At 60.1% G+C, this 23,292-nt stretch carries 26 protein-coding genes and 1 pseudogene; 4 read left to right on the top strand and 23 right to left on the bottom strand.

Features of this window, described 5'->3' with window-relative positions:
- Positions 1-15: 15 nt before the first annotated feature.
- The 14 genes from G5S42_RS43505 to G5S42_RS43440 form a co-directional block, all read right to left on the bottom strand.
- Positions 16-2,478, bottom strand: a complete 2,463-nt coding sequence (locus G5S42_RS43505) for a VirB4 family type IV secretion system protein (protein ID WP_176112728.1) — start codon at positions 2,476-2,478, stop codon at positions 16-18.
- Positions 2,472-2,780 carry a VirB3 family type IV secretion system protein gene (locus G5S42_RS43500; RefSeq protein ID WP_176112727.1) on the bottom strand — a complete coding sequence of 103 codons (309 nt, stop codon included), beginning with the start codon at positions 2,778-2,780 and terminating at the stop codon, positions 2,472-2,474. Before G5S42_RS43500 ends, G5S42_RS43505 begins: the two co-directional genes overlap by 7 nt.
- Position 2,781: 1 nt before the next feature.
- Positions 2,782-3,135, bottom strand: coding sequence for a TrbC/VirB2 family protein (locus tag G5S42_RS43495; protein ID WP_176112726.1), 354 nt, complete (start codon positions 3,133-3,135; stop codon positions 2,782-2,784).
- A 12-nt stretch (positions 3,136-3,147) separates the two neighbouring features.
- Positions 3,148-4,197 (bottom strand): TadA family conjugal transfer-associated ATPase, encoded by a 1,050-nt coding sequence (locus tag G5S42_RS43490; protein ID WP_176112725.1) that lies wholly within the window; start codon positions 4,195-4,197, stop codon positions 3,148-3,150.
- Between the two features lie 318 nt (positions 4,198-4,515).
- Positions 4,516-5,847, bottom strand: coding sequence for a vWA domain-containing protein (locus G5S42_RS43485; RefSeq protein WP_176112724.1), 1,332 nt, complete (start codon positions 5,845-5,847; stop codon positions 4,516-4,518).
- Positions 5,848-5,856: 9 nt separating this feature from the next.
- Positions 5,857-6,771, bottom strand: a complete 915-nt coding sequence (locus G5S42_RS43480) for a hypothetical protein (RefSeq protein WP_176112723.1) — start codon at positions 6,769-6,771, stop codon at positions 5,857-5,859.
- Positions 6,772-6,876: 105 nt separating this feature from the next.
- Positions 6,877-7,902 (bottom strand): ATP-binding protein, encoded by a 1,026-nt coding sequence (locus tag G5S42_RS43475; RefSeq protein WP_176112722.1) that lies wholly within the window; start codon positions 7,900-7,902, stop codon positions 6,877-6,879.
- 265 nt (positions 7,903-8,167) lie between these two features.
- Positions 8,168-9,502, bottom strand: coding sequence for a hypothetical protein (locus tag G5S42_RS43470; RefSeq protein ID WP_176112721.1), 1,335 nt, complete (start codon positions 9,500-9,502; stop codon positions 8,168-8,170).
- A 103-nt stretch (positions 9,503-9,605) separates the two neighbouring features.
- Positions 9,606-10,103, bottom strand: coding sequence for a hypothetical protein (locus G5S42_RS43465; RefSeq protein ID WP_246392639.1), 498 nt, complete (start codon positions 10,101-10,103; stop codon positions 9,606-9,608).
- A gap of 146 nt (positions 10,104-10,249) precedes the next feature.
- On the bottom strand, positions 10,250-10,795 hold the full coding sequence (locus tag G5S42_RS43460) for a hypothetical protein (protein ID WP_176112720.1): 546 nt from the start codon (positions 10,793-10,795) through the stop codon (positions 10,250-10,252).
- Complete coding sequence (locus tag G5S42_RS43455) at positions 10,792-11,184, bottom strand: hypothetical protein (protein WP_176112719.1); 393 nt, start codon at positions 11,182-11,184, stop codon at positions 10,792-10,794. Before G5S42_RS43455 ends, G5S42_RS43460 begins: the two co-directional genes overlap by 4 nt.
- Before the next feature lie 103 nt (positions 11,185-11,287).
- Complete coding sequence (locus G5S42_RS43450) at positions 11,288-11,584, bottom strand: hypothetical protein (protein WP_176112718.1); 297 nt, start codon at positions 11,582-11,584, stop codon at positions 11,288-11,290.
- A 53-nt stretch (positions 11,585-11,637) separates the two neighbouring features.
- Positions 11,638-12,099: an outer membrane lipoprotein gene (locus G5S42_RS43445; RefSeq protein ID WP_176112717.1), complete on the bottom strand. Its 462-nt coding sequence runs from the start codon at positions 12,097-12,099 to the stop codon at positions 11,638-11,640.
- 94 nt (positions 12,100-12,193) lie between these two features.
- Positions 12,194-12,343, bottom strand: a complete 150-nt coding sequence (locus G5S42_RS43440; RefSeq protein ID WP_176112716.1) for a hypothetical protein — start codon at positions 12,341-12,343, stop codon at positions 12,194-12,196.
- Positions 12,344-12,877: 534 nt separating this feature from the next.
- Between G5S42_RS43440 and G5S42_RS43435 the strand changes: the two genes are divergently transcribed.
- The 3 genes from G5S42_RS43435 (at position 12,878) to G5S42_RS43425 (ending at position 14,842) form a co-directional block, all read left to right on the top strand.
- Complete coding sequence (locus tag G5S42_RS43435; RefSeq protein WP_176112715.1) at positions 12,878-13,114, top strand: hypothetical protein; 237 nt, start codon at positions 12,878-12,880, stop codon at positions 13,112-13,114.
- Between the two features lie 233 nt (positions 13,115-13,347).
- Positions 13,348-14,333 (top strand): IS630 family transposase gene (locus tag G5S42_RS43430; RefSeq protein ID WP_176112611.1). Its coding sequence is split into 2 segments (ribosomal slippage): positions 13,348-13,807 and positions 13,807-14,333, totalling 987 coding nucleotides; the frame shifts between segments, so codons are not numbered across the junction.
- Between the two features lie 128 nt (positions 14,334-14,461).
- Positions 14,462-14,842, top strand: a complete 381-nt coding sequence (locus tag G5S42_RS43425; protein ID WP_176112714.1) for a potassium channel family protein — start codon at positions 14,462-14,464, stop codon at positions 14,840-14,842.
- 22 nt (positions 14,843-14,864) lie between these two features.
- Here the strand turns inward: G5S42_RS43425 and G5S42_RS46030 are convergent, their stop codons facing one another.
- Both G5S42_RS46030 and G5S42_RS43415 read right to left on the bottom strand, forming a co-directional pair.
- Entirely contained in the window at positions 14,865-15,167 is a 303-nt protein-coding gene (locus G5S42_RS46030; protein WP_376777353.1) for a tyrosine-type recombinase/integrase, read from the bottom strand.
- Between the two features lie 11 nt (positions 15,168-15,178).
- Complete coding sequence (locus tag G5S42_RS43415) at positions 15,179-15,718, bottom strand: hypothetical protein (protein ID WP_217710390.1); 540 nt, start codon at positions 15,716-15,718, stop codon at positions 15,179-15,181.
- Positions 15,719-15,883: 165 nt separating this feature from the next.
- On the opposite strand from G5S42_RS43415, the gene G5S42_RS43410 reads away from it, so the two are divergent.
- Positions 15,884-17,212, top strand: coding sequence for an IS4 family transposase (locus G5S42_RS43410; RefSeq protein ID WP_176112712.1), 1,329 nt, complete (start codon positions 15,884-15,886; stop codon positions 17,210-17,212).
- A gap of 111 nt (positions 17,213-17,323) precedes the next feature.
- On the opposite strand, the gene G5S42_RS43405 is transcribed toward G5S42_RS43410, so the two are convergent.
- From G5S42_RS43405 to G5S42_RS43375, 7 genes and pseudogenes are all read right to left on the bottom strand, one after another.
- A complete protein-coding gene (locus G5S42_RS43405; RefSeq protein ID WP_176112711.1) occupies positions 17,324-18,136 on the bottom strand; it encodes a PRTRC system ThiF family protein in 813 nt (270 codons plus the stop codon).
- Positions 18,133-18,777, bottom strand: a complete 645-nt coding sequence (locus G5S42_RS43400; RefSeq protein ID WP_176112710.1) for a PRTRC system protein A — start codon at positions 18,775-18,777, stop codon at positions 18,133-18,135. The genes G5S42_RS43405 and G5S42_RS43400 overlap by 4 nt, the downstream gene beginning before the upstream one ends.
- Entirely contained in the window at positions 18,774-19,502 is a 729-nt protein-coding gene (locus G5S42_RS43395; RefSeq protein WP_176112709.1) for a PRTRC system protein B, read from the bottom strand. Before G5S42_RS43395 ends, G5S42_RS43400 begins: the two co-directional genes overlap by 4 nt.
- 10 nt (positions 19,503-19,512) lie before the next feature.
- Positions 19,513-20,658, bottom strand: a complete 1,146-nt coding sequence (locus G5S42_RS43390) for a PRTRC system protein F (RefSeq protein ID WP_176112708.1) — start codon at positions 20,656-20,658, stop codon at positions 19,513-19,515.
- Positions 20,659-20,754: 96 nt separating this feature from the next.
- A complete protein-coding gene (locus G5S42_RS43385) occupies positions 20,755-20,973 on the bottom strand; it encodes a PRTRC system protein C (RefSeq protein WP_028366978.1) in 219 nt (72 codons plus the stop codon).
- A 12-nt stretch (positions 20,974-20,985) separates the two neighbouring features.
- The gene (locus G5S42_RS43380; protein ID WP_176112707.1) at positions 20,986-21,462 is read right to left on the bottom strand and encodes a PRTRC system protein E; all 477 of its coding nucleotides are present in this window, start codon (positions 21,460-21,462) and stop codon (positions 20,986-20,988) included.
- A 98-nt stretch (positions 21,463-21,560) separates the two neighbouring features.
- Positions 21,561-23,232: pseudogene (locus G5S42_RS43375) on the bottom strand (PRTRC system ParB family protein).
- Between the last annotated feature and the right edge of the window lie 60 nt (positions 23,233-23,292).

Raw genomic sequence — 23,292 nt, 5'->3', positions numbered from 1 at the left:
GGAGTAAGACTGACGTTATGCATTCGCGAGCACGTCGCGCACGTATTCGTCCTGCCAGTTATCGACGCCGGACTTCACGTGCTTGTCGAGAATTGCCTGTGCTCGCCCATCGGAACGGAGGTACGCAAGCGACTCCTTCGGGAAGCTCGCCTGCAGCATGCGAGTCTGTGTCGACGTCACCCACAGGTAGTCGCGGTTGGGCACTGCGTTCGAAATCATCCGGATCTGGTGTTCGGTCAGGCCGAAAATGTCCCGGTACAACGCCTGGTTGTTGATAGCGTCGCTGTTGGGCAGATAGATGATGTTCGGGATGTTCTCCTTCATGATCTCGAAGTTCGCCACGCGGGCCAGCTGACCAAGCGATTGCGTCGCCATCAGCAGGGTCGCATTCAGCTTCCGGATGGTCACTGCCCAGATTTCAAGCCGCGCGTAGAACTTCGGGTAGGTGAAAAAGAACCCGGCCTCCTCGATTTCGATCACGGTGTAGCGCTTGCCGTCGAGAATCTGCGCGATCCGGTAGAACGCGTAATCCATGAACAGGGCGGCGGCCACCGGAAAATTCTGGAAGAGGTCGCCCATCTCGATCGAGAGGTCATCGGAGAGCGAAAAACCATCCTCGACGTGATCGAAGAAGCGGCCGTTCTTCTGTCCCTCTGTCCATCCAGCCAGCCGTTCGCGAAGGTCATCGGGCAACAGCGTAAACAAGCCAGTCAACCGCCACTTGTCGCGCCCATAGGCCTTTGCGAGCGTACGGATGCGCTCGAAGATGATCGATTCCTGCTGCGGAGTGCAAGTGTAGTCCTCGCCCTCAATGACGAGCTTTACCCACTCGGCCACATAAGGCCAGTGCTTCTCGTCGCCGATCAGTGACAACGGGTTGACCGACGTCGCCGCCTCGAAGCGCCCGGTTGCATCGATAAACTTCCCGCCGCCCAGCAGCGTCGGGATACGCGTCGATCGGTCCTTGTCAAAGCGGATACGACGCGCGCCATGTCGCCCCGTCTGCGACATCAGGTAGTTGAGAATCACCGACTTGCCGGCGCCGATCGGGCCGACAACGAGGGTGTGCGCTTTGCCTCCCGGGTGGTGCAGATCGACGTTCTGCAGCGTGCGATGGCGGGTTGGCAGGCAGGTAAGCGGGCCGGTCTTTTTGCCGGACTGCTGCGTCAGCCACTCGTTGACGGTCGATCCCTCGCCGACGCTGCACAGCGGCGCGATGTCGGAGACGGCCGGGGTCTCAACGAATTGCAGGCGCTTCTGCTGATCCCAGCGCCCGGGCAGAGTCGAACACCATGCAGCAAACAGATTGTCTTTTTCCACGATGACGCCGAATCCGGCATTGCCAATGACGCCAACCACCTGCCGTGTGGCGTCTTCGCATTCCTCGGGCGTGTTGCCGTAGACGATGACCGAGATGTTCGCAAAACCGTACTGCTGGCCTTCGGCCTCCAGCTTCGCAAGCGCCTCGCTGGCCTCTTTCGCAAGCTGCTCGCGGCCTTCGTCGTTCTTCTGCTCTTCCTTCGTCGCCCACTGCTTGAGAATCGCAACCGGGTTAAACGCGGCCGCCTTGTAGAAGCCGCGGATCTTGCGGATATAGGCACTCGCGCGCGAGGTGTCCAGAAAGCGGAACATGACGCAGACGTCCAGCTCGGCATCGACCTGCGCGAGCACATCGAGCGCCGCCTCCTGGAAGCCCATCCACTCCTTCACGCCAATGATTCGCGCGTACACCTTGCCGTGGGCCGACTCAAACATCAGTTGCTCGGCGCCAATCGTGACCTGTGTTTCGGTCAGATGCGTGTCGAGCATCGTGACTGGGTAGCGCACGCGGCGCTTGGGCGTGCTCGGATTTGCACGCTGATGCAGGAACGACAGCGCGTTCTGAAGTTGCAGCCGCTTCATCTTCAGCCGGGTGACGCCGCCGGTGAACCCGTCGATGACGGCCTCGAACCGCTTGATCTCGTTCTGAAGTTTCGTCAGATCGAAAACGAAGGCGCTGCGGGCAAGTACCATGTCCTTCGCGGCCTCAAAGAGCGCGACGAAGATGTTTTTGCCGCCGACCGTCATGTGATAGCCGATCTTATCGAAGATGCGCGACAGGCCGGTCTCCGGCGTGAACGCGAGCGCGAGCGAATGGGTGTTGCGGAAATACTTCCCGCTACCGATGTTTGCCTGGTTGATGGCGTCGATGCGCGCGTCCGCCTCGCTGGCGAAGTCGCCATCGACACCGCCCTTCACGCGCCGGTGCGAGACTCGCCACCACGCGGTGACCCGGTGATCGAAGTTCCGGCATGCGTGATCAAGGTTGTCACGCGCGGCTGTAATGTCGCCCGGGTTCGGCGTATCGGCGTCGATGCCGTCGAACTCGAACACGGTGACAAGGGAGCCATCCTTGTCGAGTACGAGCTCGGGCGTGACGAGCGTCATCCACGGCGCAATTTCCTGCACCGCGCGCTTCGCGAATGGCATTTTCAGCATGGAAGATCCTGATCGAACCCGTAGGGGCGCTTGAAACGTGCACTGAACTTGCCGTGCGGCTCGGGTGCGTAGACGTCCGGGTAGCGGTTGTAGATAACCATGACCAGCCGCCACCAGGGATCTTTGGAACTGCGCCAGCGAAGGTAGAAGTGCACAACGACGCCCAGCACCAGGAACGACGGCGTCCAGCTCGTGTAGGTAAGCAGCGCCGTGAGCGTGCCGTTCAGGATCGCCAGCATCCGGTCTGCCCCACCCATCTGGCGCGGCAACGAGAGCCCGCGGCTGACCTTGTGCTGGCGCATATCAGCAGGCGACTGCCATGTGGAAATGGTCGCGCATGATCGGCACCGCGACCGAGGCAATACCCAGACCGACCAGCACGACCGAGAACGTCTTGGCGATGTTGCTTTCCGAATTTGCAACGGCAACGCCGCCAATCACGATCAAGATGATGCCGATGCCGTACAGGTACGGACCGCTGATAAGGTTACTGATTGTGCAGATGATGTCGGTCAGGCCTGTCAACGACGAGTAGTCGCCGGCGGCCATCGCCGCTGCAGAGGCAACGCTCAGCAGTGCCCCGACAATCATCGGCTTGCCTGGGCGCAGCTTTCTGGCGACTGCTGCGGCTGTACTGAAGAATTTCCTTTGCTTCATGTGGTGCTCCCGTTAAAAAACCCGTCGTAGGTCATAGTCGTTGTTTCGAAAGCCCCGGATTTCGAGGATTTCGGAGACGTGCCGCATCTCGCCCGTGCGTTTGAAATGCACCACGTAGTTGAAACAGTCGGCGATGTTTTTCCGCATGTCGTCGAGTTCCCAGCGCGATCCCGGAGGGATGCCGAGCATCGCCAGACTTTCAAGCCGGCTCAGTGCTGTGCGGCCATTGTTCGAGTGAATTGAGGCGAGGCCGCCGTCGTGGCCAGTGTTCAGTGCCTGCAACGTGTCGTAGGCTTCGCCGCCCCGGACTTCACCGACGATGATCCGATCCGGCCTGAACCGGAGACACAGCGCGACAAGCAGTTGCGTTGTGACGTTCATATCTGCGTTGGATAAAAGGCGCACGCGGTTCGGAACCTGAACTTTCAGTTCCATCGTGTCCTCGATGGTGATCACGCGCTGGTCTTGAGGAATGACGCCCACCATTGCATTGAGAAACGTGGTCTTGCCTGCTGACGTCCCGCCGGCGACTAGTATGTTTTTCCGCGACTGCACGAGCGCCTTGAGCGCGCGCATGAGCGCTTCGTTCTCGATGCCTTCCTCGAAATGAATGGCTTCCGCTTCCGCGGGGCGCGCGTTTGCCGCCGAGAACGCGCCCATGCGGACGTAGTCGTCGAGCGTCATCTTCGACTCGCGGTGCTTGCGGATGCTGAGCGCGTGACCGTCGATCGCGGTTGGGCTCATGACTGCAGCAATACGCAGGTTCTTGTGACCGGCGTTGATGATTCCCCTGTCACTGCCAGCGTGTGCGGACTTGTCCACCGATGACGCGAGGGAATGGATCGCGCCCTCGAGGTGCTCCGGGCGCAGGCCAACATTCACGCGAGACATCACGCCGCGGTGCTCGATCCACACATTGCGATGGTCGTTGACCATGATTTCCGCGAGGTCGGGTGCGTCGAGCAGTTCCTTGAGCGGGTTGAGCGCCTCGAAGAACATCGCGACAGCCTCCGCTTTTAGCGGCTGAAGCTTCAGCAAAGGATTGTCGTCAAGGTCGTGCATGCGCGGCTTTGTGGGCGATCTAACATGCGACTATTGTTCTCGTTGGCATTGCCGGGCAGGCTTCAAAAGGGGCACGAAATCGCGCGGCTTTCCCGTTGTGCGGTGGCGAAAGTCGGCCATGATCTTCATCGCTGGCCTGTCCCGCCAGACGCCCATGCGGGACGTCGCCGTTTAACGCGTTACAGATGGAAACCCGGAAAGACCCCCAAAAACGTATAGCTTTCCGGCGCACCGGCGCGGTATTCGATGGTTCCAGGAAGACTCACGGACGAAAAAAACCCGGCACGAGGCCGGGTTGGGTTAAAGAAGCTGGAGACGTCAGCAGATGACTTCGACGGTCTCGCCGAATGACGCCTTCCGTGCCCGCGTGAGCGGTGTGGTCGACGCCCACAGGACCGGGTAGTGCGGCGCAGTGGCCGGAAACGAACCGACCATGTCTGTCAGATAGACCAGAAATGCGGGATTGATGCCATCGGCCGCCACACGGTTGAACGGATCGGTGAACGCCGTTCCGCCGCCACCGCGCACGGGCTTGATCTCCGGCGAGTCGCCCCGCTCGAAAACCTGCACCTGTGTAACCCGCGTATCGCAGTCCATCACGATCAACCGGGCGGGCTTGAGCGTGTGAAACACCGACAGGATCTCCGCATCGAACTGGGCCTGCGTCTCGTCAAACACCGAGCCGCTGGAGTCCCGCACGAACACCGCATCACCAACGGCCGGCGTGTTCAACGAGGGCAGGTAGAACCCCAGATGCAGGTATCGGCGATTCGGCTGGGCGAAGCTGTAGTCCGTCGGCGATGACTGTTGCGCGAAGCGATGAAGCACCGCGCGCCAGTCAACAACGGGCCGTACTGCCTCGCCAGCCACCGCCTGCAGGTCGCCCGGCAGCTTGCCGCGCATCTGCGCCGCTTTTGCGGCCTGCACGACAGCTACCTTCCACTCGGCTTCCTTCACAGGCTTGTCCGAGCCCTGATACTGGCGGACTTCGCCGCACGACGAGCCAGGCTCTGTTGCGGCATCGCCGGAGCCACCTGGTGGTGACGGTGGTTGTGCGCCACTTCCTTTGCCACCCGGCCCCGGCCCTTGCTTCGCATCCGGCGTTCCACCTTGCCTGTCACCCCGGCCCTTTCCTGCTGGCCCCGACGACTGGCCATCAGATTGTGGCTTCGGCGACGGCTGCGGTTGCGACTGCGGATCAGGCTTCGGCTGCTTCTGCTTCGCCTCCTGGTTCAGCACGCCGTAAATCTCCTCGGCGGACTTTCCAGCAAAGCGCGCAGCGTTAAGCACATCTTTCGGCAGGACGAAGCCAGACGACAGGACGATCGGGTTGATCGCGTAGTCGCAGGCCTCATTCCAGCGACGATCCTCGCGCGCCCCGCGGCGCCAGCAGTGACCATTGGCCACATGTAGCACCTCATGCGCCAGTACGCCGCGCAGTTCGAGGTCAGTCAACGTGTCAATGTAGTCGGGGTTGTAACCGAACGACTCCCCGTCCACCCAGCATGTCTTCGCCGAACGGTCTTCGACCATCCGCAGGCGCAGCGCCAGCGCACCAAAGAAAGGCTGCGACAGGACAAGCTCCGTCCGCTGTCTGGAAATGCGCGGATGGACCGCGCCATTGCCCTGTAACGTCACAGTGCGATCCATACAGCCCCCTTAAGCGACGAGGCGCAACTGGTCGCCCGTCCCGGTCCGCTCGATCTCCGTTTCCGGCGCGATCCCCATGAAAGCCGCCATGAGCTCTTCGATCTCCTGTGCCTTGCTGGCCACCTGCGAACGCAGAACGTGCGACTCTTTCAGCTCCGCGCCCGTGTGACCGGCAAGATGCGTCTTCGCCTGTTCAAGGATGTGGTTGAGCTTCGGATCGTTGGCGAAGTTCAGCTTCGGCAGCAACGCGCACAGATCCCGCACGTTGTTGGCCACATCGAGGCGCACGTTGCCGGTCGCATACAGGCGGGAAGCCATCTGCGAGACCGCCTCGTACAGGCGCTGAACCAGATCCTCGTTCGCCGTGGCGATCGATGCGAGCACATGCTGGTCGAGTTCGCTTTTCAACGTCGTCAACACGTTTTCCGGCAGATCGACGCCAAACTGGCTCGCGTCCGGGAACGGCAGCACGGCCATCTTCACGCCAAACTTTGTGTGCAGTTCCGCGAGGGTCGGGTAATCCGCCTCGTTGAACAGCCCATTGAGTTCCGCGCGAGCCAACTCCTTCAGGTTCAGGTAGTCGGTGAGGAACACGGATACCGCAAGATCGAACTCGTCTTTCAACGATCGCACCTTGTCGGCGAACTCCATGTACACCATCGTCGGAAGCAGGCGGACCCCAAGCTGGTCATACTTCAGCGAGTGATCGTAGAAGTAGCTGCGGATGCGGCTGGCGATCGTCAGCACCTCCTTGTAGCTGGGGGCGTGCTCGGGCAACAGGCGCTTGTTGAATCTGCCGATGCCTTTCGCGTGGTGACGGTTCTCGACCTCTTCGGTGGCCTTGCCGTCGAATCGACGGGCGACCCACGTGGAGATCGTGACCGAGCACAGCATGACTTTCGACTGGATGTTAGAGATGTTCATGAGAAAACTCCGTAGAGAAAGGTTATGGATGAGGCAAAGAAAAAGCCCCGGGCGTCGGTTGACGCCTCGGGGCCAAGGGGTTGAACTGCTGAGGAAAGAGGTGGCTTATTCGCCTTTGATGATCTTGCCGATCTCACCGCCCTGCGCCCGGATGAAGGCGTAGGAGTTGGCGACGGCCGGCGAGCGTTGCAGCGAATCGCGCACGAGCAGCGCGGCGAACTCGCGGTGTCCCGCTTCGATCAGTCGCTCGGTGTACGTCACCACGCGCTCGAAATTCGCCTCGGTCGCGCGGCCCGCAAGTGCGGCGGTCACGGCGTAAAGCGCGGACGTCTTCTCGGGAATCGGCGCCGTGTCCGGCGTCGCGAGAATCTCGTCCGGATTCGGCAGTTCGCGGAAGATCTGCAGGAAGCTGACAAGCTCCGTTGCAGCGCCTTCGCCGACCGACCCCGCGTACGAGATGTGTTCCAGATGCTTCGGCACCACGCCCATCGTCTTCGCGACGAACCCCCAGCTTCGGGGACTCGGCACGTTTTCGATGTCGCGCGACGTTTTCTGCACGGACAGCAGATCCTGACGGAATCGCAGGAAGGCAACCAGTTCAATAGGAACGCCTGAGCGATTCGCCCATGCCGACCAGTCGTCGATCGTCGGCTCGAGCTCAACGACCGTCGCAAAGCGCGAGATGACGGGATCGAGAATCCCCGTCACGCCGGCGTTGTCGGTGCGGCGGTTGGTGGCCGCGAGGAAAGTGACGTGCGGCGGAAGAGCGTTTTCCCCGATGCGGCGCGCCAGTAGCAGTTGCATTTTCGCTGCCTGAACCGCGGGCGAGGCCTGCCCCAGATCGTCGAGGAACCAGATGAGAGGGCGTCTTGCCTTCATCGCGCGCTCCAGATCGCCAAACGGCAGGAACTTCGCAGTCGTGCCGTCGGAAGCAGGAAACGGCAACCCTTTCGAGTCGGTCGGATCCTCAACGACGGGATGACTGATGAGCAGATCGTGATCGGTGTCGCGAGCGGTCTGCTCGACGATGTCGCTCTTGCCGATGCCTGGCCGACCGGTGATGAGCACCGGCAGACGCTTCGGGACGTACAGCGAGAGCAGTTCGGTCAGTTGTGCGGGCGTAACTTTCATGATGGCTTTCCTGAAAAGAGAAAGCCCCGAAAGGACCACGCCCGTAGGGACGTGGTCCCTGTGGGGCGATAAAAGAATGCCGACGAGTCGGCGAGGTCGATGCGTCTATGACGCGGGAGATGACACCCAGTTTAGGGAGCGCCGGGCGCGCGCAATGCCCGAATCGTCGCTTTTTCGTATGGCCTTACGCCTGCAGCCTCATGGAACAAGCGAAAAAAAAACCGGCGCGCGGCCGGGTTGGTTGAAAGAGACTGCATGAAACAGATCAGGCGTGGTGAGCCACCTGCGTCCTGGCGAACACCACCGGACGGACGCTGCCGGCGACACGCGTAGCCTGATGTATTTCGATAACACGCTGGCGCGCCTGCGCAGAATCGGCGGATTCCCACTCAGCCTGACAGGCTTCGTCATAGCCCGCGAGCGCAAAGATGCCGCGACGGCGCGCGGCCGCACGCACACCCAGAAGCTTGATGCCGAACACCTCCCGCGCCGTCTGCTTCGCGACGCGGTTGCGCTCGTCAGGACAGTCCATGATGTTCAGCAGGTAATGCACGTCGCCGCTGTCGATCGCTTCCGAGATCTCATTTCCGAGCGCGAAAGTCTCGCGCCCATGCTCCAGCACCGCGATCTGCATCTGGAGATCGAACGTCCGTTGAGACATCTGCCCGGCCGTGCGTTCCTTGCGCAGCCGTGCCACCGTTGTATCGCGCCGCTTGTCCGCCATGTTCTGCCGGTACACCTCGGCGAACTTCGACACAGGAGTTCCGAGCGGCTGGGGAGTCGTGTAGCAGTCAGGCAGGTTGTGCGCCTGCACCAGCCCGTGACGAAACAGCAGGTCGTCGACCTCCTCATAGCTCGGAACGTTCGATGCCAGCCGCATCGCCATCGCGAGCAGCGCAGCGTTGCCCGAACTGATTCCGCCCTGCTCCCGCCGCATCACGCTGGCGAGCACACGAACCTTGTCTGGCGACATCGCGCCGCGCAGCTCTGGCACGTCGATCAGCGCCCGGCCCCAGCTCACATCCAACGTGAACCTGTCGGGCAACTGGCGATACTCGTCGAGCACCGCCTCAGGAACAGCCCAGCCTTCCGCGAGTGCGTACGCGACATGGACCTCATGCCGCCCGTTCCGATGCCGCGTGCGACCGTATTCCGGCCCTGCATAGCGGAACCCGAACCGGCGCTCGCACTCGGACTGCAGCAGTTCGAACAGGTCCAGACGGCCTCGCGCATCAGCCGCTGCCTCTACCTGCTCCGACGAGAAAATCAGGCGGGGAGTCGATGTCAGGTCGAACGCGTCGTACAACAGCTTCCAGTGCGAGCGTCGGATCTGCCACGCAGTCTGCAGAACGCCATTCGGCCGGAAGTAGGCGCCGTCGATCTCATCGAGAAGCGAAAGGAAAACGTCCTGGGCCGTGCCCGGTCGACGCACTGTGAGCGCGCCGTTGTGCCGGATTACCCGAACGGGCTGACCGCCATGCTCCAGCACGATTTCCGACGATTCAAGCGCCAAGACGCGGGCGTCGGTCCTGAATACAGCGAGGACTTCAAGCAGCGTGCCGATAGAGAGGGAAAGACCTGCGAAGGACAGTTGATACACGATTGCTCCGGGAAAAGAAAAAGCGGGCAATCGTTCCCTTGTCGGGCCGAGTGCCCGCGGAGGGTTGAAATGATGGTTGCGCCTTGCGACGCGAGGGAACGGGTTAAGCGACGTCGAGCGCGTTGGCGATAAAGCGCGCCAGTTGCCATGCCTGATCTGCGACGAACACCTTTGCACGCAGAAGCGGCATCACGGCATATCCGCGGCCAACGACATCCGGTATTTCGGTGCGCGTTATCCAGTCGACGTGGACGATCCAGCCTTCGGATCTGCCAATGTCAACCGAGACAGCGACGCGGTTCCAGACGCTGTCCGCGGGCCAGACCCGGTCCATGCGCGCGCCGCTGGTAGCCTCGTTTGGATCGTCGAGCATGTTTGCAGCTACAAGCCATTCGGGCTCAAGTTCCGTACCCCGCACAACTTTGCAGAGCATTGAGCAGACTTCGCCGACGGTCTTGCCTTCGACGTCCAGCCGCTGATGGCATGGCGACGCGTCAGCGCGTCCGCCGGCGATCGCGGCGACGACGCTTCCGTTCCCGGTCGCCGAGGCTACGGCAACCGACTGCTGGTAGCCCGCAGGCTTTACGAATGCATGGTTCATTTCGATCTCGCAAAAAGAAAACGCGCCCGAAGGCGCGTTCAATGGTCGGAAGGGACGAAAAAAAAGCCGCTCCCCCGAAGGGTGCAGCCCTATAGATTCAACGCGGCGTCACGCCGTGTCGTCAGTCATGTTTGCCCCACGCGCGCTCACGATCGCGCTTGATACCGTTGTTGTTGGTCCAGAGAAAAAACGCTGCAATGGACACGCCCACAACGAGAGTGACAATGTTCACAACCATTTCGTTCTCCTTTCATTCCGATAAAACCAACATACCACAATATTATCGCAACTGAGGCCAAGATCGCTGCGCCTACCACCGTTGTCAAATCCAGCGTGGACGCCGCATGAAGGTATCCGATAAAGCCGCCCACGGACGCAGCCGAGAGCGTATGCAGGTACCGCGCGTTCTGCTGCCGCTGGTCTTTCGTCGGATTAAAGAGTTGTTCAACGCCTGACTTGGGTTGGACTGGGACACCGATCTTGCGCAGTCCCCCGGCATCCACTGTCACTGGCAACGTTGAACCGTTGTATTCCAGCACAAATGACGGGGAGCATTCGGTTTCCTCCATCAGATGCAGCAGCGCCTGAAGACGCGGGGGCAAATGCACGCGTCCCGTTTCTTCATCGAGAGTCACCCTATCGTTACTCGTCGTACCGCACGAATACTCGACTTTGACCTTCGCAAGTTTCATCGACGACCTCCCGAAGATGTGTCGATACCGCCTGCAAGTCGAAGCCCGTTGAGGAACGACTGATAGCCACGCGTCGTCTCGATCTGCTCGAGCGGCACGTAGTTTTCGCCGCCACCCGTGAAGTCCGAGCGGCCGCGGCGTGTGCGGAAGCTAAGGGCGACCGCCGTTTGGCAAGGCCGGTCAAGCACGTCGACAAATAGCGTCTCCGTGCGAAGGGAGACACGCCCCGGGAAATCCCGGCGCGACGGCTCGACGACGATTTCATGGGAACGAAGGCGCAGGTCTTGCGCCACGCGGCGAAGAACGCGCGTGGCCTGCTGCTGAAGAGCAGCGGCAGCGCCGGCGCCAGCGGATCGGCGATCCGCATAGAACAGCTTGGGAAATTTCATGTGGTACCTCGAAAAGACGAGGCAACCCCCTTGCGGGGAGTTGCCCCGCAAGGGAAGCGCGTCAAGCTCTGACGCGCGAATAAGTCCGACCTACCTCGTCGGGCTAACTTAAGTTGCTGAGAAAACGCGCCTTGTATGCGTCGAGCTCCGGCCTGAGGCGAGCGAATCTCGCATCGCCATAACCATCACTCAGACGCCCCACTTCCGCAAAAAACAGCGGGCGGGCACCGGACGGATCAAAGTCAGGATGCGCGACGATAGCGGCGAACTCGCGAACATCGCCGGCCTGTGCGGCAACTTCCGCCGGACGCATCCCGTAGAGGTTCACAGCGTTGACGGCGTCGCTCTGAGGGTTCCAACCCGAAGTACGATCGTGCGTAATCAATTCATAGCTATTCATAACAACTCCTCGGAGTTTTAGAGAAAAGGGGATTGAACTGACAGATACGGACTTCAATGCGTAATCCGGTAACCGGACCCGCTGGAAATCAGATAGACGTGTTCGCCGGGAGCGAACTGCTGATCGTCGACCTGCGTCACCACAACGGTCTGCCCGTTGGCGCGGCGCAAGAAAACTTCGACGCCGCTGTGACGCGACATCGCAGCGCTGACGTGCTGAGAGATGAATCCACCAGCAGCGCCCGACAGCGCGCCCGAGATATAACGGCCGCGCCCGTTCCCGATAACCTGGGAGCCGAGAAACGCGCTTGCTGCCGCACTCACGAACGAGGTCAGCCCGGACGAATCGGAACTCGATTCGATGGTGATCTGACGAACCCGAATGATTGTCGCCTGCTCCATCTGGCCGATGCGCTGGACGTCGTATCGCTGATACGTGTTCGGCGAGCCGAAATCAGCACTTGCGCAACCGGTCAGGATCGAGAGGACAAGGGCGGAAAGAAGAACTTCGAACATGGGAAAACTCCGGAGAACGGGGGAGTTTCCCTGTGGGGAAAGTCTCCCCGCGTGGGTTAAGCACTGTCGGCTTGCGGCCGGCGATGGCGATCCGTCATTGAGCCAGCGGGACACCGCTGTATGAAGCGACACCGATGGCTACAAGCACGACGGATGTGAGAAACGACAACATCTTCCACGCTTCGGCGTCCTGACTGGCGTACCAGGCGAGGCTGCGGAAAGCGTGCTTGAGGGTCGAAGACATGAGCAACTCCTGAAAAATTCGGGAGCGCGAACCCTGATGGGAAGGCTCCCATCGGGACAAAAAAGGAAAACGCTGACGCGAACGTCAGCCTTTCAGTGATCCATTCAGCGAGTGAATGGCTGGAGAGAAAAAATGGACGGTCCTCTGGAGGATCGTCTGGAGGTCGATGCGCAGTAGCGCAGGGAATGAAAGCAGTTTATCCGCGCCGGGCCGCGGTCATGCCCACAATGCTTCGGTTTTCAGCCCCTCTCTCACCGGCAGCAAGAACAACGCACAAAAAAAAGCCAGCCCGCAGGCTGGCGAATAAAGTTCGTTTTTCCGAGGGTGGTCACTACGAACTTGAGAGAGATTTCATTGTATCGACGCGCCACAGAGCCAATCCCCCGAAAAGGCACGTCATTACGGCTCGATTCGTCTTTAGTCATGCCCACCAACGGCGATGCCTTGACTTTACGCCCTACCTGCAAAGATTAAAGGACTCCGAGGCGGCGAAAGCAGCGCCCTCGGGTTTCAACTTTCACAAGGAAACCTCTCATGCGCAACGACGCAATCGCTTCATTCATCGTCCTGATTGTTCTCGCCATCCTTGGTGGTCTGTTCTGGATCTCGCGTTGTCTCGGAGCCAGCTTCTCATCGGTGTTCACCGCGGCGGTACCGATCCTGTTCTCGGCGGTGATTGCTTTCGCAGCCTGGCGGTTTCTGGACGACTTCGCCCTGCCCCTCATCGCAGCCTCCTTCGTGACCGCTGTCTCAAGTTCACAGAAGACATGACGATATCCAGTTCGTTGAAACCAACATATCCACCATGAGCACAGACAATTCACTCACGAAGAGCGTCGTCGCACCACATCCCATATTGCGCAGCCTGACTAACAACAAACAGTTCTATTGTTCAATCGGGCTTATCATCCTCGGAACACTACTATTGAGATTTACTAAATTCACGACAACCGATTCTCTGCTGGTGCGTTATACGGTCATCACGTTGAAGGGAGACGGGGTTGATGGCCAAAATGGACGACGCTACGCGCAAGCGGGTGCGTGCCGGTCGCTTGATGTTGGCGGGCAAGACGCCCGCCGAAGCGGCAAAGATGGTCGGAGTGGCGCGGCAGACTGCATACACATGGAAGGCCCGACTCGACGAAGGTGGCATCGATGCGCTCCGCGTGATGGCCACGGGGCGGCCGGCGCAACTGGATGCGGCCCAACTCGAAGGTCTGCGCGCAGCGCTGCTGCAGAGCCCGTTGACACACGGATTCGGTACCGAACTGTGGACGCTCAAGCGCGTACGGGTGCTCATCGAGCGACTGTACGGCGTTACCTTCAGCGAGGTACATGTGTGGCGGTTGCTGGGCGCCTTGGGGTTCAGCTCGCAAAAGCCGGAGCGCCGGGCGATCGAGCGCAACGAGGACGCGGTACTGACCTGGAAGCGCAAGACCTGGCCCGCGCTCAAAAAAAGAGTACCGCCGAAGGAAGACTGATCGTCTTCATTGACGAATCCGGCCTCTCGGAGCGCCCCACACGAGTGCGCACCTGGGCGCCCAAGGGCTGCACGCCGATCATTCAGTACCACTTCAACTGGAAGCACGTTTCGGCCATCGCCGGTCTTACCCGTACCAACTTCGTGTTCCGACTGCACGACGGCGCGATCAGAAGCGCGCAAATCATCGAATTCCTCAAAGCGCTGCGCGCGCAACTCAGGCGCAAGCTGATGATCGTGTGGGACGGCGCAGCGCAGCACAAGAGCCGCGTCGTGCGCGAGTACCTTGACAGCACGGATGGCGCAATCCAGATGGCGCTGCTGCCCGGCTACGCCCCGGACCTGAATCCAGTCGAATACCTTTGGGCCTGGCTCAAGCGGCACGCATTGGCGAACTTCTGCCCTGATAACCTGGCCGAACTGAAGCACACCGCTCGAAACAAGCTCAAGAGCGGCCAGAAGCGCAAATCGATCATCGTTGCCTGCTGGAAGCAAGCCGAGCTTTGGTGATGTCATGAATTACGTAACTCTCAATAGTAGCTGGAATCGGCATTTTCGCTTCACTGTCTCCGGCGAGAGTATTCATCATCTGTTCCGCGACGACAACGGTTTCATATCTACTTTTTCTGTCGTCGTTAGTGACAGAACTTGAATTCAAAAATGAGCAGATTGGAAGAAATTTCGTCTTAGCCATAGCTCTCTACGTCGTATACACCGCCTTACTCACAACCCAATTCGCATTCGCGTGGGGATTCGGCGGCGGCTTTGGCCTTCCGAACTCGAAAAATGGCTTCTATCCGGCGACAGCAGATTTAGTTGAAGCCCTCTACTTCTCCACCACAGTATTCACGACTGTTGGATTTGGCGATTACGTTCCAATTGGTCGTGCGGCAAAATTGTATTTCTGCTTTGAATCGATGGTCGCAGCAACGCACAATGCAGCGTTCTTTTCGATTCTACTAATTCGCCTTACCTCATCGTCGAAAGTTCGTCCGGATCCGCGCCGTCGGCGGAAGTAGCTATCGGGGCTGATACGATGCCCTAGACGTGAGCACCGTATCGCACCCAAAATATATCTGCGCTGATCTGCTTCAGCCTAACCGGCTTATCTTCTACGTCGCGAGCCGTCATCGCAATCGACGCGTGACCCATCACCGTCGAAACGGATTTGCTGTCGACGCCCTTCTCGATCAAAGTCGTCGCAAATGCGCGCCGTCCCGAATGGCTCGATGCGCCCTGTATTCGGGCCTTCGAAAACACGCGATGGAACAACCGTTGCAATGTGTTCGGTGTGAACTGTCCGCCTTTCTGCGACCGGAATAGTGGCGCATCGTGATTGAACACAACGCCATCGACTATTCGACGCTCATCAAGATAGTCTCGAATCGCGTTAGCGACTTTCGGGTTCGCGAGGTAGACGTGTGTCCTTGTTTGCTACCCTTCGTCATCGACCATCGAGGTTGGAGATGCTTAGCGCAGAGGAGAGCAACGCCGTACATCGCGAGCGTCATCAGGCCAGCGAGCCAGCCTTGACCCCTGAAACCCGCCAGCGCACCGGAAAGGAAACAGACCTTCGCCGCAGCACCGGCCATCAGCCAGCCTGCGAGACGCCTGCCGCGCGAAGCGACAGCATCGAGAAATGCATTGCGACGTCGCTCACTCGCAACTGACGCCGCGAACAGCAACGCAGCGACTGCAAGCACCATGAGCAGCCGCTTCCCGACTTCAGGGCCGACCAGCTCTTCGTGATGAAGTACAGCCCGTGCGAGCGACTGAAGCACCGACACGACCACGTAGTGGTCGGCCGCATACGAAGCTGCGGCGCCAGCCACCGCGGACTGGGCACAGCGAATGAACATCTTGCCGACCGGAGTCGACGGTTTTTGTGGGGTCATTGGACTCCTCCAGTTTGAGATCTGAGATTTACCCACATCTTTGGTCAACTGCCTGTTGTAAACGAGTTCAGGCAATGTTAACGTTCGCTTACCATCAAACAAGCGCTGAACAACATTGCCTGATATTGGCGACCTTGAGGACTGGGCAAGCGAGGAGAGTTTGGCATGGCGGAGTTAGGCGATGCTCGCCTAACACAGCGCCTTGTTCAGCTTGCGCGACGACTTGCGCACAGCCCTCAATGTTCGTTGCCGCAAGCGCTTGCAGGGCCAGAGCTTAAAGCAGCGTATCGCTTTTTCGACAACGATCAAGTCGATACTGATGGCTTGCTCGGCAATCATATTGCGCAGACACTCGCGCGTATGCGGACGGTATCGGTGGTGCTGGCTGTGCAGGACACTACCGAGTTCAATCTGACGCATTTGCCTGCGACGCAGGGTCTAGGCTATTGCACCGGTGGCAACGAGCGCGGATTCCTGATGCACAGCATGTTGGCCGTCAGCCCCGACGGTTTGCCGTTGGGTATATTGGGAATGAAGACATGGTCGAGACCACCAGAACAAGCTGGTAAGGCAAGTCAGCGCAAGAAGCGATCAATACGAGAGAAGGAAAGTGCGAAATGGATGGAGGGCATCGAGCACCTCGCCGCCCTGCACCAACATTGTCCACAGACTCGTATTGTCGGAGTGTGTGATCGCGAGGGCGATGTCTACGACACCTTCGTGGCGCCGCGACCGAGAGGCGTCGACTGGCTCGTACGCGCTGCATGGAATCGGCGCGTCGCCCACCCCGAGAAGTACCTGTGGGAGACTGTTGCGGCTTCTCCTCCACTCGGCGAGACTGAACTTCAGGTACCGGCTAGCCGCACGCATACGACGCGTACTGCGCGGCTGACATTGCGCTGTACGTGCGTGGAACTGAAGCCGCCCCGGAATCGGCCAGGTGCACTACCAACGGTGGAAGTATTTGCGATTCAGGCGCTGGAGACCCATCCTCCCGAGGGTATTCAACCAATTGAATGGATGTTGCTGTGTTCAGTGCCAACGCACACTCTCGACGAAGTGCTTGAACGGATTGCATGGTACGCACGACGCTGGACAATTGAATCGTGGCATCGCGTTCTCAAAAGTGGTTGCCGGATCGAAGCAAGGCAATTCGGTACTCTCGAACGATTTGTACGCGCCACAGCGCTATTTGCGGTAGTCAGCTGGCGCATTCTCTACGCGACATTGCTCTCACGATTGGATGGCGAGCTGCCGTGCGAAGTGCTATTGCAGCCTGTCGAGTGGCGCGCGCTTTATTGCCGCGTCCACAGCACTACGGCGTTACCTGAGCACGTCCCATCGCTGGCTCAAGTCATGTTATGGATCGCCAGGCTTGGGGGCTATCTCGATCGTTCGAATGATCGCCCGCCAGGGCCAACCGTTACCTGGCGTGGCTTCCTTGCCTTGCATGAGATCACCGAGATGTACCGTATTTTTCGACAAAACGAATGAATTGCTCCGACAATTTGTGGGTAAACTTCAGAGTTTGAGATGGGGAATTTGATGCCCCGCCGAAGCGGGGACATCAGAGAGGTATAGCGCCGCGCCTTGAACGGGTGCGGTTCAGTCGGAGACCCTGGCCTTTGCAGGCTTGCGGGCCTTTTTCACAGGCAGCTTTGGCGCGTCATAGCCAAAGCGCGCCCATGCCGCCGGGTCGATGGGAATCGGATTCGTTCGCCCCGTTGCGAGGTTCACGAATACGCCCGAGAAATTGAGGCCACCGTTGCGAAACAGCGACCACAACAGATTGAACGCCTGCACCGAGATCGCCTGATTGATGACGAGCGACTGCTTGCGCAGTGCATCGGCCATCGAGCAGGACGGCGCATCGTCGCCCTTGTCATTCTTCGGATTCAGCAGGTCGGGGAACAGGTCGCCCACATGGGGCAACCTGTCATGCCGCGCCTTGCCGAACTCGCCGAGAATGACCTGGCCACGATCCGTCTCGTTGCCGCAGTCGAGGTAATAGCGAACGTTGCCGCGCTTCGCAGCCTGCGCGATCGCGTGACGCGCACGCCGCGAATCGACGCAGCCGATCACCATGTCACCGTATAGATTCAGCTTCGAATCGACGCGTCGCGGCTCGGCCTTCCAGTTCGTGCCCATCAGCAGGTTCAGGCGATTCACCAGCAACGTCGCCTTGTACTGGCCGACGTCGTTGGGATAGAAGCCCTGCCTGCCAACGTTGAACTCGCTGACCGTGTCGTCGTCGTAGACTAGGCACTCGATTCCGCCCGGGTGCCCGAGCTCGATCATTGCGTGATGCAATCGCGCGAGAGAGGGAAGCAAGGCGCTGCCGGTACCGCCAGCGCCCACAACCACCACCTTCCACGGTCCGCTCAGCATGTGCGGCGGTGTCGTATGCAAAAGCGTCATACGACCTCCGCAGCCGACGCAGCCAACGCTGCCGTCCAGCGCTCCGGTACAGCGCGCTGGACCTCGAAACGGCCCTTCGCGCACAACCGCAGCGCGACAGACGGCACCTGATGGCAGTGACCGAGCACCAGCGACAGCTTCACATCGTGTTGATCGTCGCGATCATCGGTCGATGAGAAGTACGCCCTGCCGCGACCATGCGAATGACAGTCGACCACCAGCCATTCGTCATCGCCAAGTTGCGGACGCTCGTAATGAAGGTGCGTCGGACTATGCGACAACGAAGGGAGCGGCACCAGCCGGAACGCGCCTGTCGACGCATTCCATGTGATCCACGCGCCGACCTCATTGGGCAACGCTGCGCGAGCCATACGCGCGAAACCGGCCACCAGATCGGCCGGCACCGCGCCGCAGCGCACTTCCGTCGAGTCAGCTGCCTCGCCATACGGAACAGGCGTATGCCAGCTGAACGAGCCCAGATGGCGCACCAGCCGTATCCACGGACGGTCGATTTCGAGAAACACGCCGTTGGACGCAATCAGCAGCCGCTCCCCCGATGCGGACATCGGGACAACCGGCTCACGCGTCGGCACCATGACGGACGGGAACGAGGCCTGTAACACCTGATCGACTGGATTCATTCCTGACCTCCAATCTCTCCGGCGACGAGCTTGCCCGCCGTGGCGTCTTTCATCGGCACCAGCACATCGACCGGGAAAGCCTCGAAGCTGCCGTCCAGCATGTCTTTCCAGAACGCGTAGAAGCCGTTCTTGTACTCGACACGCTTGCCGCCGTGATTCGGGTGCGTGAACGCGGACGCGAAGAAAGCTTCCTCCCATCCGGCGATCGCCGAAACCTCGATGCGCCGCGGGACATTGGCCGAACCAATGCAGATCTTGCCCCGGTCCCACGTGTTGAAGTACGGAGGCTCGAAAAGCGCCGTCGATGGTTCGGGTCTGCTGTCGCCTTTCAGCGCGAAGACCCGAAAGCCGTTCGTGCTGGCCTGAAACACCTGCCCCGGATGCGGCACCACCGCACTGCGCTCGCCAAGCTCCTCGCACTTGAAAAACACGCGTCGCAAAGCCGGCGCGCACCACCACGTCACCGCAGCCGACGTCACACCAAGCACTGTGGCCTGGAGGAAATCAGCTTTGGGTGCGGCATTGCGATCGAGCTGCACGAGCGCATCGATGAGCGCCTTGCGATCCAGCGGCCGGCCTGCACCGATGATCGGGCGTCCGGTCTTGCGCTCTGCAGTGACGGGATGCGCCGTTGCATAGTGCGAGCCGTTCGGACCTGTGTAGAGCAAAAGGGCCGATGACAACGTCACGTCGTGACCCGTCTGGCCAATCGAAACACCATTCATGGGAAAGCTCCTAGTTAGGGTCCACCACCAGCGCCATCAGGCGATCGAGGTGATGAAGCATGCGTAATCCGAGGCCCCATTGCGCGTACTGCGCGCGGATGCCCCGTCGTGTGTCGGAAAAGGAAATGAAACGGCTGTACTCGGACGATTCGCCTGCCGAGAACGCGTTGTTCATGTGGTCGTCGAGCAGTTCGCCCATCCGCTCGTTTTGCGAGAGGACGAACGTGCAACCGGAGTAAATGGGCTGTGCGTCATAGCCGTCAGCCAGGCAGTCGGACTTCCCAGCCTTGCTCAACAGCTGCTTCAGGACCAGCAGGTGATCACAAACCCGTGCAACCATGCCCGGTGAGTCCGCGCGCAACTGCCGCAATTCGTTGTCTGAAAGGACGGACGAGCGAACGCGGCGCCCTTCAACTTTCCCCGGCACACGGATCTCGTCGGGACAAAGCAGCGGCCGCAACTCGGACGGGAGATAGCGATCAACCACCTCGGCGTCGTCGCCGTACACGTCATTCAGCCACGCTCGCACGTCTTCGTCTGTCGCACTTTCGTTACCCTCCCAGTGCAGGCACGAGGCCTCGCAAAGGAACCAGCCGGGGGTACGGACGAGGACCGTCTTGCCGGAAACGCGATCGACGATATTGGAAATCGTGTGTAGCAAAAGCGGATGGGCACGGCGCAGCGGTTCTGCAAAGGCTCCCACCTCGTGCACCCACTCGTCGGTTGACTTCACGCCCAGATGCAACGACGTGCGAGGCTTGAAATCATCGTGCTCATACTGATGCTGGATGGCATCGATGACGGCGTTGGTGTCACAAAGCTCCAGTCCGAAGGACAGGAAGCGAAGCGGCGCAGGCAACTGCCGGCGCACCCACGCAAAGAATGCCTGCCGGAAAGCGTCGACCGGGCTGACTGGCGCTTCCACATCTTCCGCCCGAAGCGGACCGTGCCGGAACTGCTCGAGCACGATCGCATCAAGTGACTCATCGTTGCGCCATTTGACCGACGCACTCGCGGGCACTTCCTCACACACATCCGGCAGCGTCAGAACACAATCGGCAGGTCGATACTGGGCAACGGCAGTGACTGGCGGTTGCCAGGACGCACCGACGCCCGCATCGACCGCTCTATCAGTGAATGAAGGATCGAACAGCATTGGCGAACCTCGTCGTCATATAAAAAAACCGCCCTCTCGGGCGGTTCCTGATTGAACCCGTTGGCCGGGTCGGCAAGAGCCTTGAGAAGCGTCTGCTTACGCATACGAACCCTTGGCGCCGGCCGCGCGGACAAACTTGTAGGTCGCGACATCTCCCGAGATCTCGGGACCATCGACGGACGCAGTCGTCAGCTCGGGGTACTGCGCCGAGTAGAGATCGCGAACGTCTTCGGGCGAGAACGCCGGGCCGGGATCGGCAAATGCAACGCCGTTGTAAGAGAACTGGCGAACGAGCGCGGTGATCGAAATCGACATGACCGTCCCTCCTTAGAACAGCGAAGCGAGGTCGGTGCCGCTCGAAACAGGCTCAGCAGCCGCTGGAGCGTCCGCTTTGCCTTCGTTCCCGGCGGCCGGCGCATCCGATTCCGACGATTCACTGTCGTCATCCTCTGCATCCTCGTCGGGTGACGTCCTGGCCGCGGCTGGCGTACTTCTGCCAGCCTTGCCCGAGAGAGCTTTGGTCGCTTTGGTGACTTGGGCTTTTTGCGCCTCACCGAGGATCGCCGTCGTCGCAGCCACCTGCTCAGCCAGCGACGCATGAGCGCCGGTGTACGTCGCCAGATGTTCGGCAAAGCCGGCATCCAGTTCCGCCGCCGTCGCGGTCATGACGAGCGGTTGACGCAACGCCGTGTCTTTCGCCTCGCCTTCCGGCATGATGACCACAACCATCGCATCACCCTTCATCTTCAGAGCCAGCTTCAGCCCACCGCACGACTTCAACAGCGCTTCAAGTTCAACAAACATAAAAACTCCACAAATAAAAAAGGACCGCCCGAGGCAGTCCATGAAAGGAATGAAGCGGGCAGGACCTGTCCGCTTCGATCGATGCGCGAGAGCGCGCGTTAATACTTCAGAACCTTCGGAACCTTGCCGGTGTAGTCGAAGCCTTTGACGTTGAGCAGCGCATCGATGACTTCCGCCTTCGATTTGCTGAACACCTTCTTGAACTCGTCGCCGAGCGCGGCACGAATGCCAAGCGCGTCGGCCACCACCATCATTTCCGACTTCGTGATCAGTTCCAGAAACTCCTTGCAGAGCTTCCAGTGCTGGTTGAGGTCGAGCCGATGATGACGGCACAGGCTGGTCAGATGATGAACGTCCAGACCCTGAATCGCCGCGACCGTGACGCCGGTGACAGCAAGCGCAAGCTTCGCCTCATCAGCGGCGGCCACAGACGTCGCAGCTTTGGCCACGTCCGACACCGCGATCTTTTCTTCGGTCAGCTTTTCCCAGATGCCCTTCAACGTCGAGTCATCGACGCAGCGGGCCTGTCCGGCGAGAGCGATCGAGACGAGGTATCGCTGGGCCAGCCCAGGATTCTGGCCAACCTCACGACGCAGGGCTTTACGCCACAGCGCCACGCGATACGTCTTGATGCGGTCCGATTCGGCAACGACTGTCGCCGGCGGATTGCTCGTCGTCGACTGGGCGGTGCCGGAAGCCTTGGCAGCAGGCTTCGCTGCACCGGTTCCGCCGCCCTTCGCTTCAGGCTTCGGCTCGGCAGCAGCTTTTTCAGCCTGCAGGCGCTTCGCAACCATCTTCATGTTGCATGACGGTATCGAAGCACTGGCCCTTGTAGACCTTGCCGATCGAGTCAGGCAGGCCGCTCACCGCCGCGCCGTAGTTCTGGCACGCGTGGCAGGCTTTCGCCTGTTCTTCGCCGACTCCCTTTGCACCCTCCACAGCAAGCTGTATCCGGGTGTGGTTGTCGCCCGCGCGCACGATGCGCACGACGGGGAAATCATCGCGAAGATTAGCGGCGACCGTCTCAAGCTGTTTCTCCGTTTTCTCGTTGAAACAGGTACGGTTCGTACAGTTGCCCGTGGCGATGGATTCGCCAAACATCTCGCCCTGCGTGGACGAGTTGTGGGCACAGTTTGCGCAGTCGGTCTTGTCGAAGATTGCGGCAGACAACGAACAGGCAACCTGTTCGATCTTCTTCTTCAACTCGGCGACGGGCTTGCCTTCCTGGACGATCACGGGCAGCAGCTTGTCCTGCGTCTCCTTCGGAAGCGCGGCCAGCAGTTCCGCGTGGCCGAGAAGGATCTGCTGCGTGGTGAGCGCTTCGAGCACGTTCGCACTGCAGTTCATCAGTGCAAGCCGCTTGTCGAGCGTGGTGCGCGACCACCCGAAAATGCGGGCCACCTCATCGCGATCGCCCCTGCTCAGCCCCACCTGCTCGGCTGCAGCAATTGCTTCTTCGGCGGGTGACATATCGGCGCGCTGAATGTTCTCGATGATCGCGAGCTGTTTGGCCTGCGCCTCATCGATCTCCTTGACGACTACGGGTATCTCGTAGTCCTCGCCATGCGCCGCCATCGCCGCCTTGTATCTGCGACCGCCAGCGACGAGCGCGAAGCCGCCGTCGGCGAGAGGTCGAACGACTACCGGCTGAATCACGCCAGTTTCGCGAACCGAGGCCGTCAGTTCTTCCATCTTTGCCGCGTCGAAAAACCTGCGGGGGTTGGTGGTGACGGTGATCTGCTTGAGGGAAAGAGTAGGTTGTTGTTGCATTGCGGGTCTCCGGGGAGGGAACCCAGCCCCGTCGGGAGTGAGTTCCCGAAGGGTTGAACA

It is taken from the genome of Paraburkholderia youngii, assembly GCF_013366925.1.
GTDB lineage: Bacteria > Pseudomonadota > Gammaproteobacteria > Burkholderiales > Burkholderiaceae > Paraburkholderia > Paraburkholderia youngii.
The sequence above is the reverse complement of the archived record's forward strand: the minus strand, read 5'-3'. Positions and strand labels throughout refer to the sequence as shown.

Coding starts and splice junctions, on each gene's coding strand:
- G5S42_RS43460 (WP_176112720.1), bottom strand. CDS start 10,795: ATGAAACTTGCGAAGGTCAAAGTCGAGTATTCGTGCGGTACGACGAGT.
- G5S42_RS43480 (WP_176112723.1), bottom strand. CDS start 6,771: ATGAACATCTCTAACATCCAGTCGAAAGTCATGCTGTGCTCGGTCACG.
- G5S42_RS43440 (WP_176112716.1), bottom strand. CDS start 12,343: ATGTCTTCGACCCTCAAGCACGCTTTCCGCAGCCTCGCCTGGTACGCC.
- G5S42_RS43410 (WP_176112712.1), top strand. CDS start 15,884: ATGGCGGAGTTAGGCGATGCTCGCCTAACACAGCGCCTTGTTCAGCTT.
- G5S42_RS43485 (WP_176112724.1), bottom strand. CDS start 5,847: ATGGATCGCACTGTGACGTTACAGGGCAATGGCGCGGTCCATCCGCGC.
- G5S42_RS43435 (WP_176112715.1), top strand. CDS start 12,878: ATGCGCAACGACGCAATCGCTTCATTCATCGTCCTGATTGTTCTCGCC.
- G5S42_RS43380 (WP_176112707.1), bottom strand. CDS start 21,462: ATGTTTGTTGAACTTGAAGCGCTGTTGAAGTCGTGCGGTGGGCTGAAG.
- G5S42_RS43495 (WP_176112726.1), bottom strand. CDS start 3,135: ATGAAGCAAAGGAAATTCTTCAGTACAGCCGCAGCAGTCGCCAGAAAG.
- G5S42_RS43490 (WP_176112725.1), bottom strand. CDS start 4,197: ATGCACGACCTTGACGACAATCCTTTGCTGAAGCTTCAGCCGCTAAAA.
- G5S42_RS43505 (WP_176112728.1), bottom strand. CDS start 2,478: ATGCTGAAAATGCCATTCGCGAAGCGCGCGGTGCAGGAAATTGCGCCG.
- G5S42_RS43445 (WP_176112717.1), bottom strand. CDS start 12,099: ATGTTCGAAGTTCTTCTTTCCGCCCTTGTCCTCTCGATCCTGACCGGT.
- G5S42_RS43465 (WP_246392639.1), bottom strand. CDS start 10,103: ATGAACCATGCATTCGTAAAGCCTGCGGGCTACCAGCAGTCGGTTGCC.
- G5S42_RS43385 (WP_028366978.1), bottom strand. CDS start 20,973: ATGTCGATTTCGATCACCGCGCTCGTTCGCCAGTTCTCTTACAACGGC.
- G5S42_RS43450 (WP_176112718.1), bottom strand. CDS start 11,584: ATGAATAGCTATGAATTGATTACGCACGATCGTACTTCGGGTTGGAAC.
- G5S42_RS43455 (WP_176112719.1), bottom strand. CDS start 11,184: ATGAAATTTCCCAAGCTGTTCTATGCGGATCGCCGATCCGCTGGCGCC.
- G5S42_RS43500 (WP_176112727.1), bottom strand. CDS start 2,780: ATGCGCCAGCACAAGGTCAGCCGCGGGCTCTCGTTGCCGCGCCAGATG.
- G5S42_RS43390 (WP_176112708.1), bottom strand. CDS start 20,658: ATGCTGTTCGATCCTTCATTCACTGATAGAGCGGTCGATGCGGGCGTC.
- G5S42_RS43475 (WP_176112722.1), bottom strand. CDS start 7,902: ATGAAAGTTACGCCCGCACAACTGACCGAACTGCTCTCGCTGTACGTC.
- G5S42_RS43415 (WP_217710390.1), bottom strand. CDS start 15,718: ATGACCCCACAAAAACCGTCGACTCCGGTCGGCAAGATGTTCATTCGC.
- G5S42_RS43405 (WP_176112711.1), bottom strand. CDS start 18,136: ATGACGCTTTTGCATACGACACCGCCGCACATGCTGAGCGGACCGTGG.
- G5S42_RS43395 (WP_176112709.1), bottom strand. CDS start 19,502: ATGAATGGTGTTTCGATTGGCCAGACGGGTCACGACGTGACGTTGTCA.
- G5S42_RS43400 (WP_176112710.1), bottom strand. CDS start 18,777: ATGAATCCAGTCGATCAGGTGTTACAGGCCTCGTTCCCGTCCGTCATG.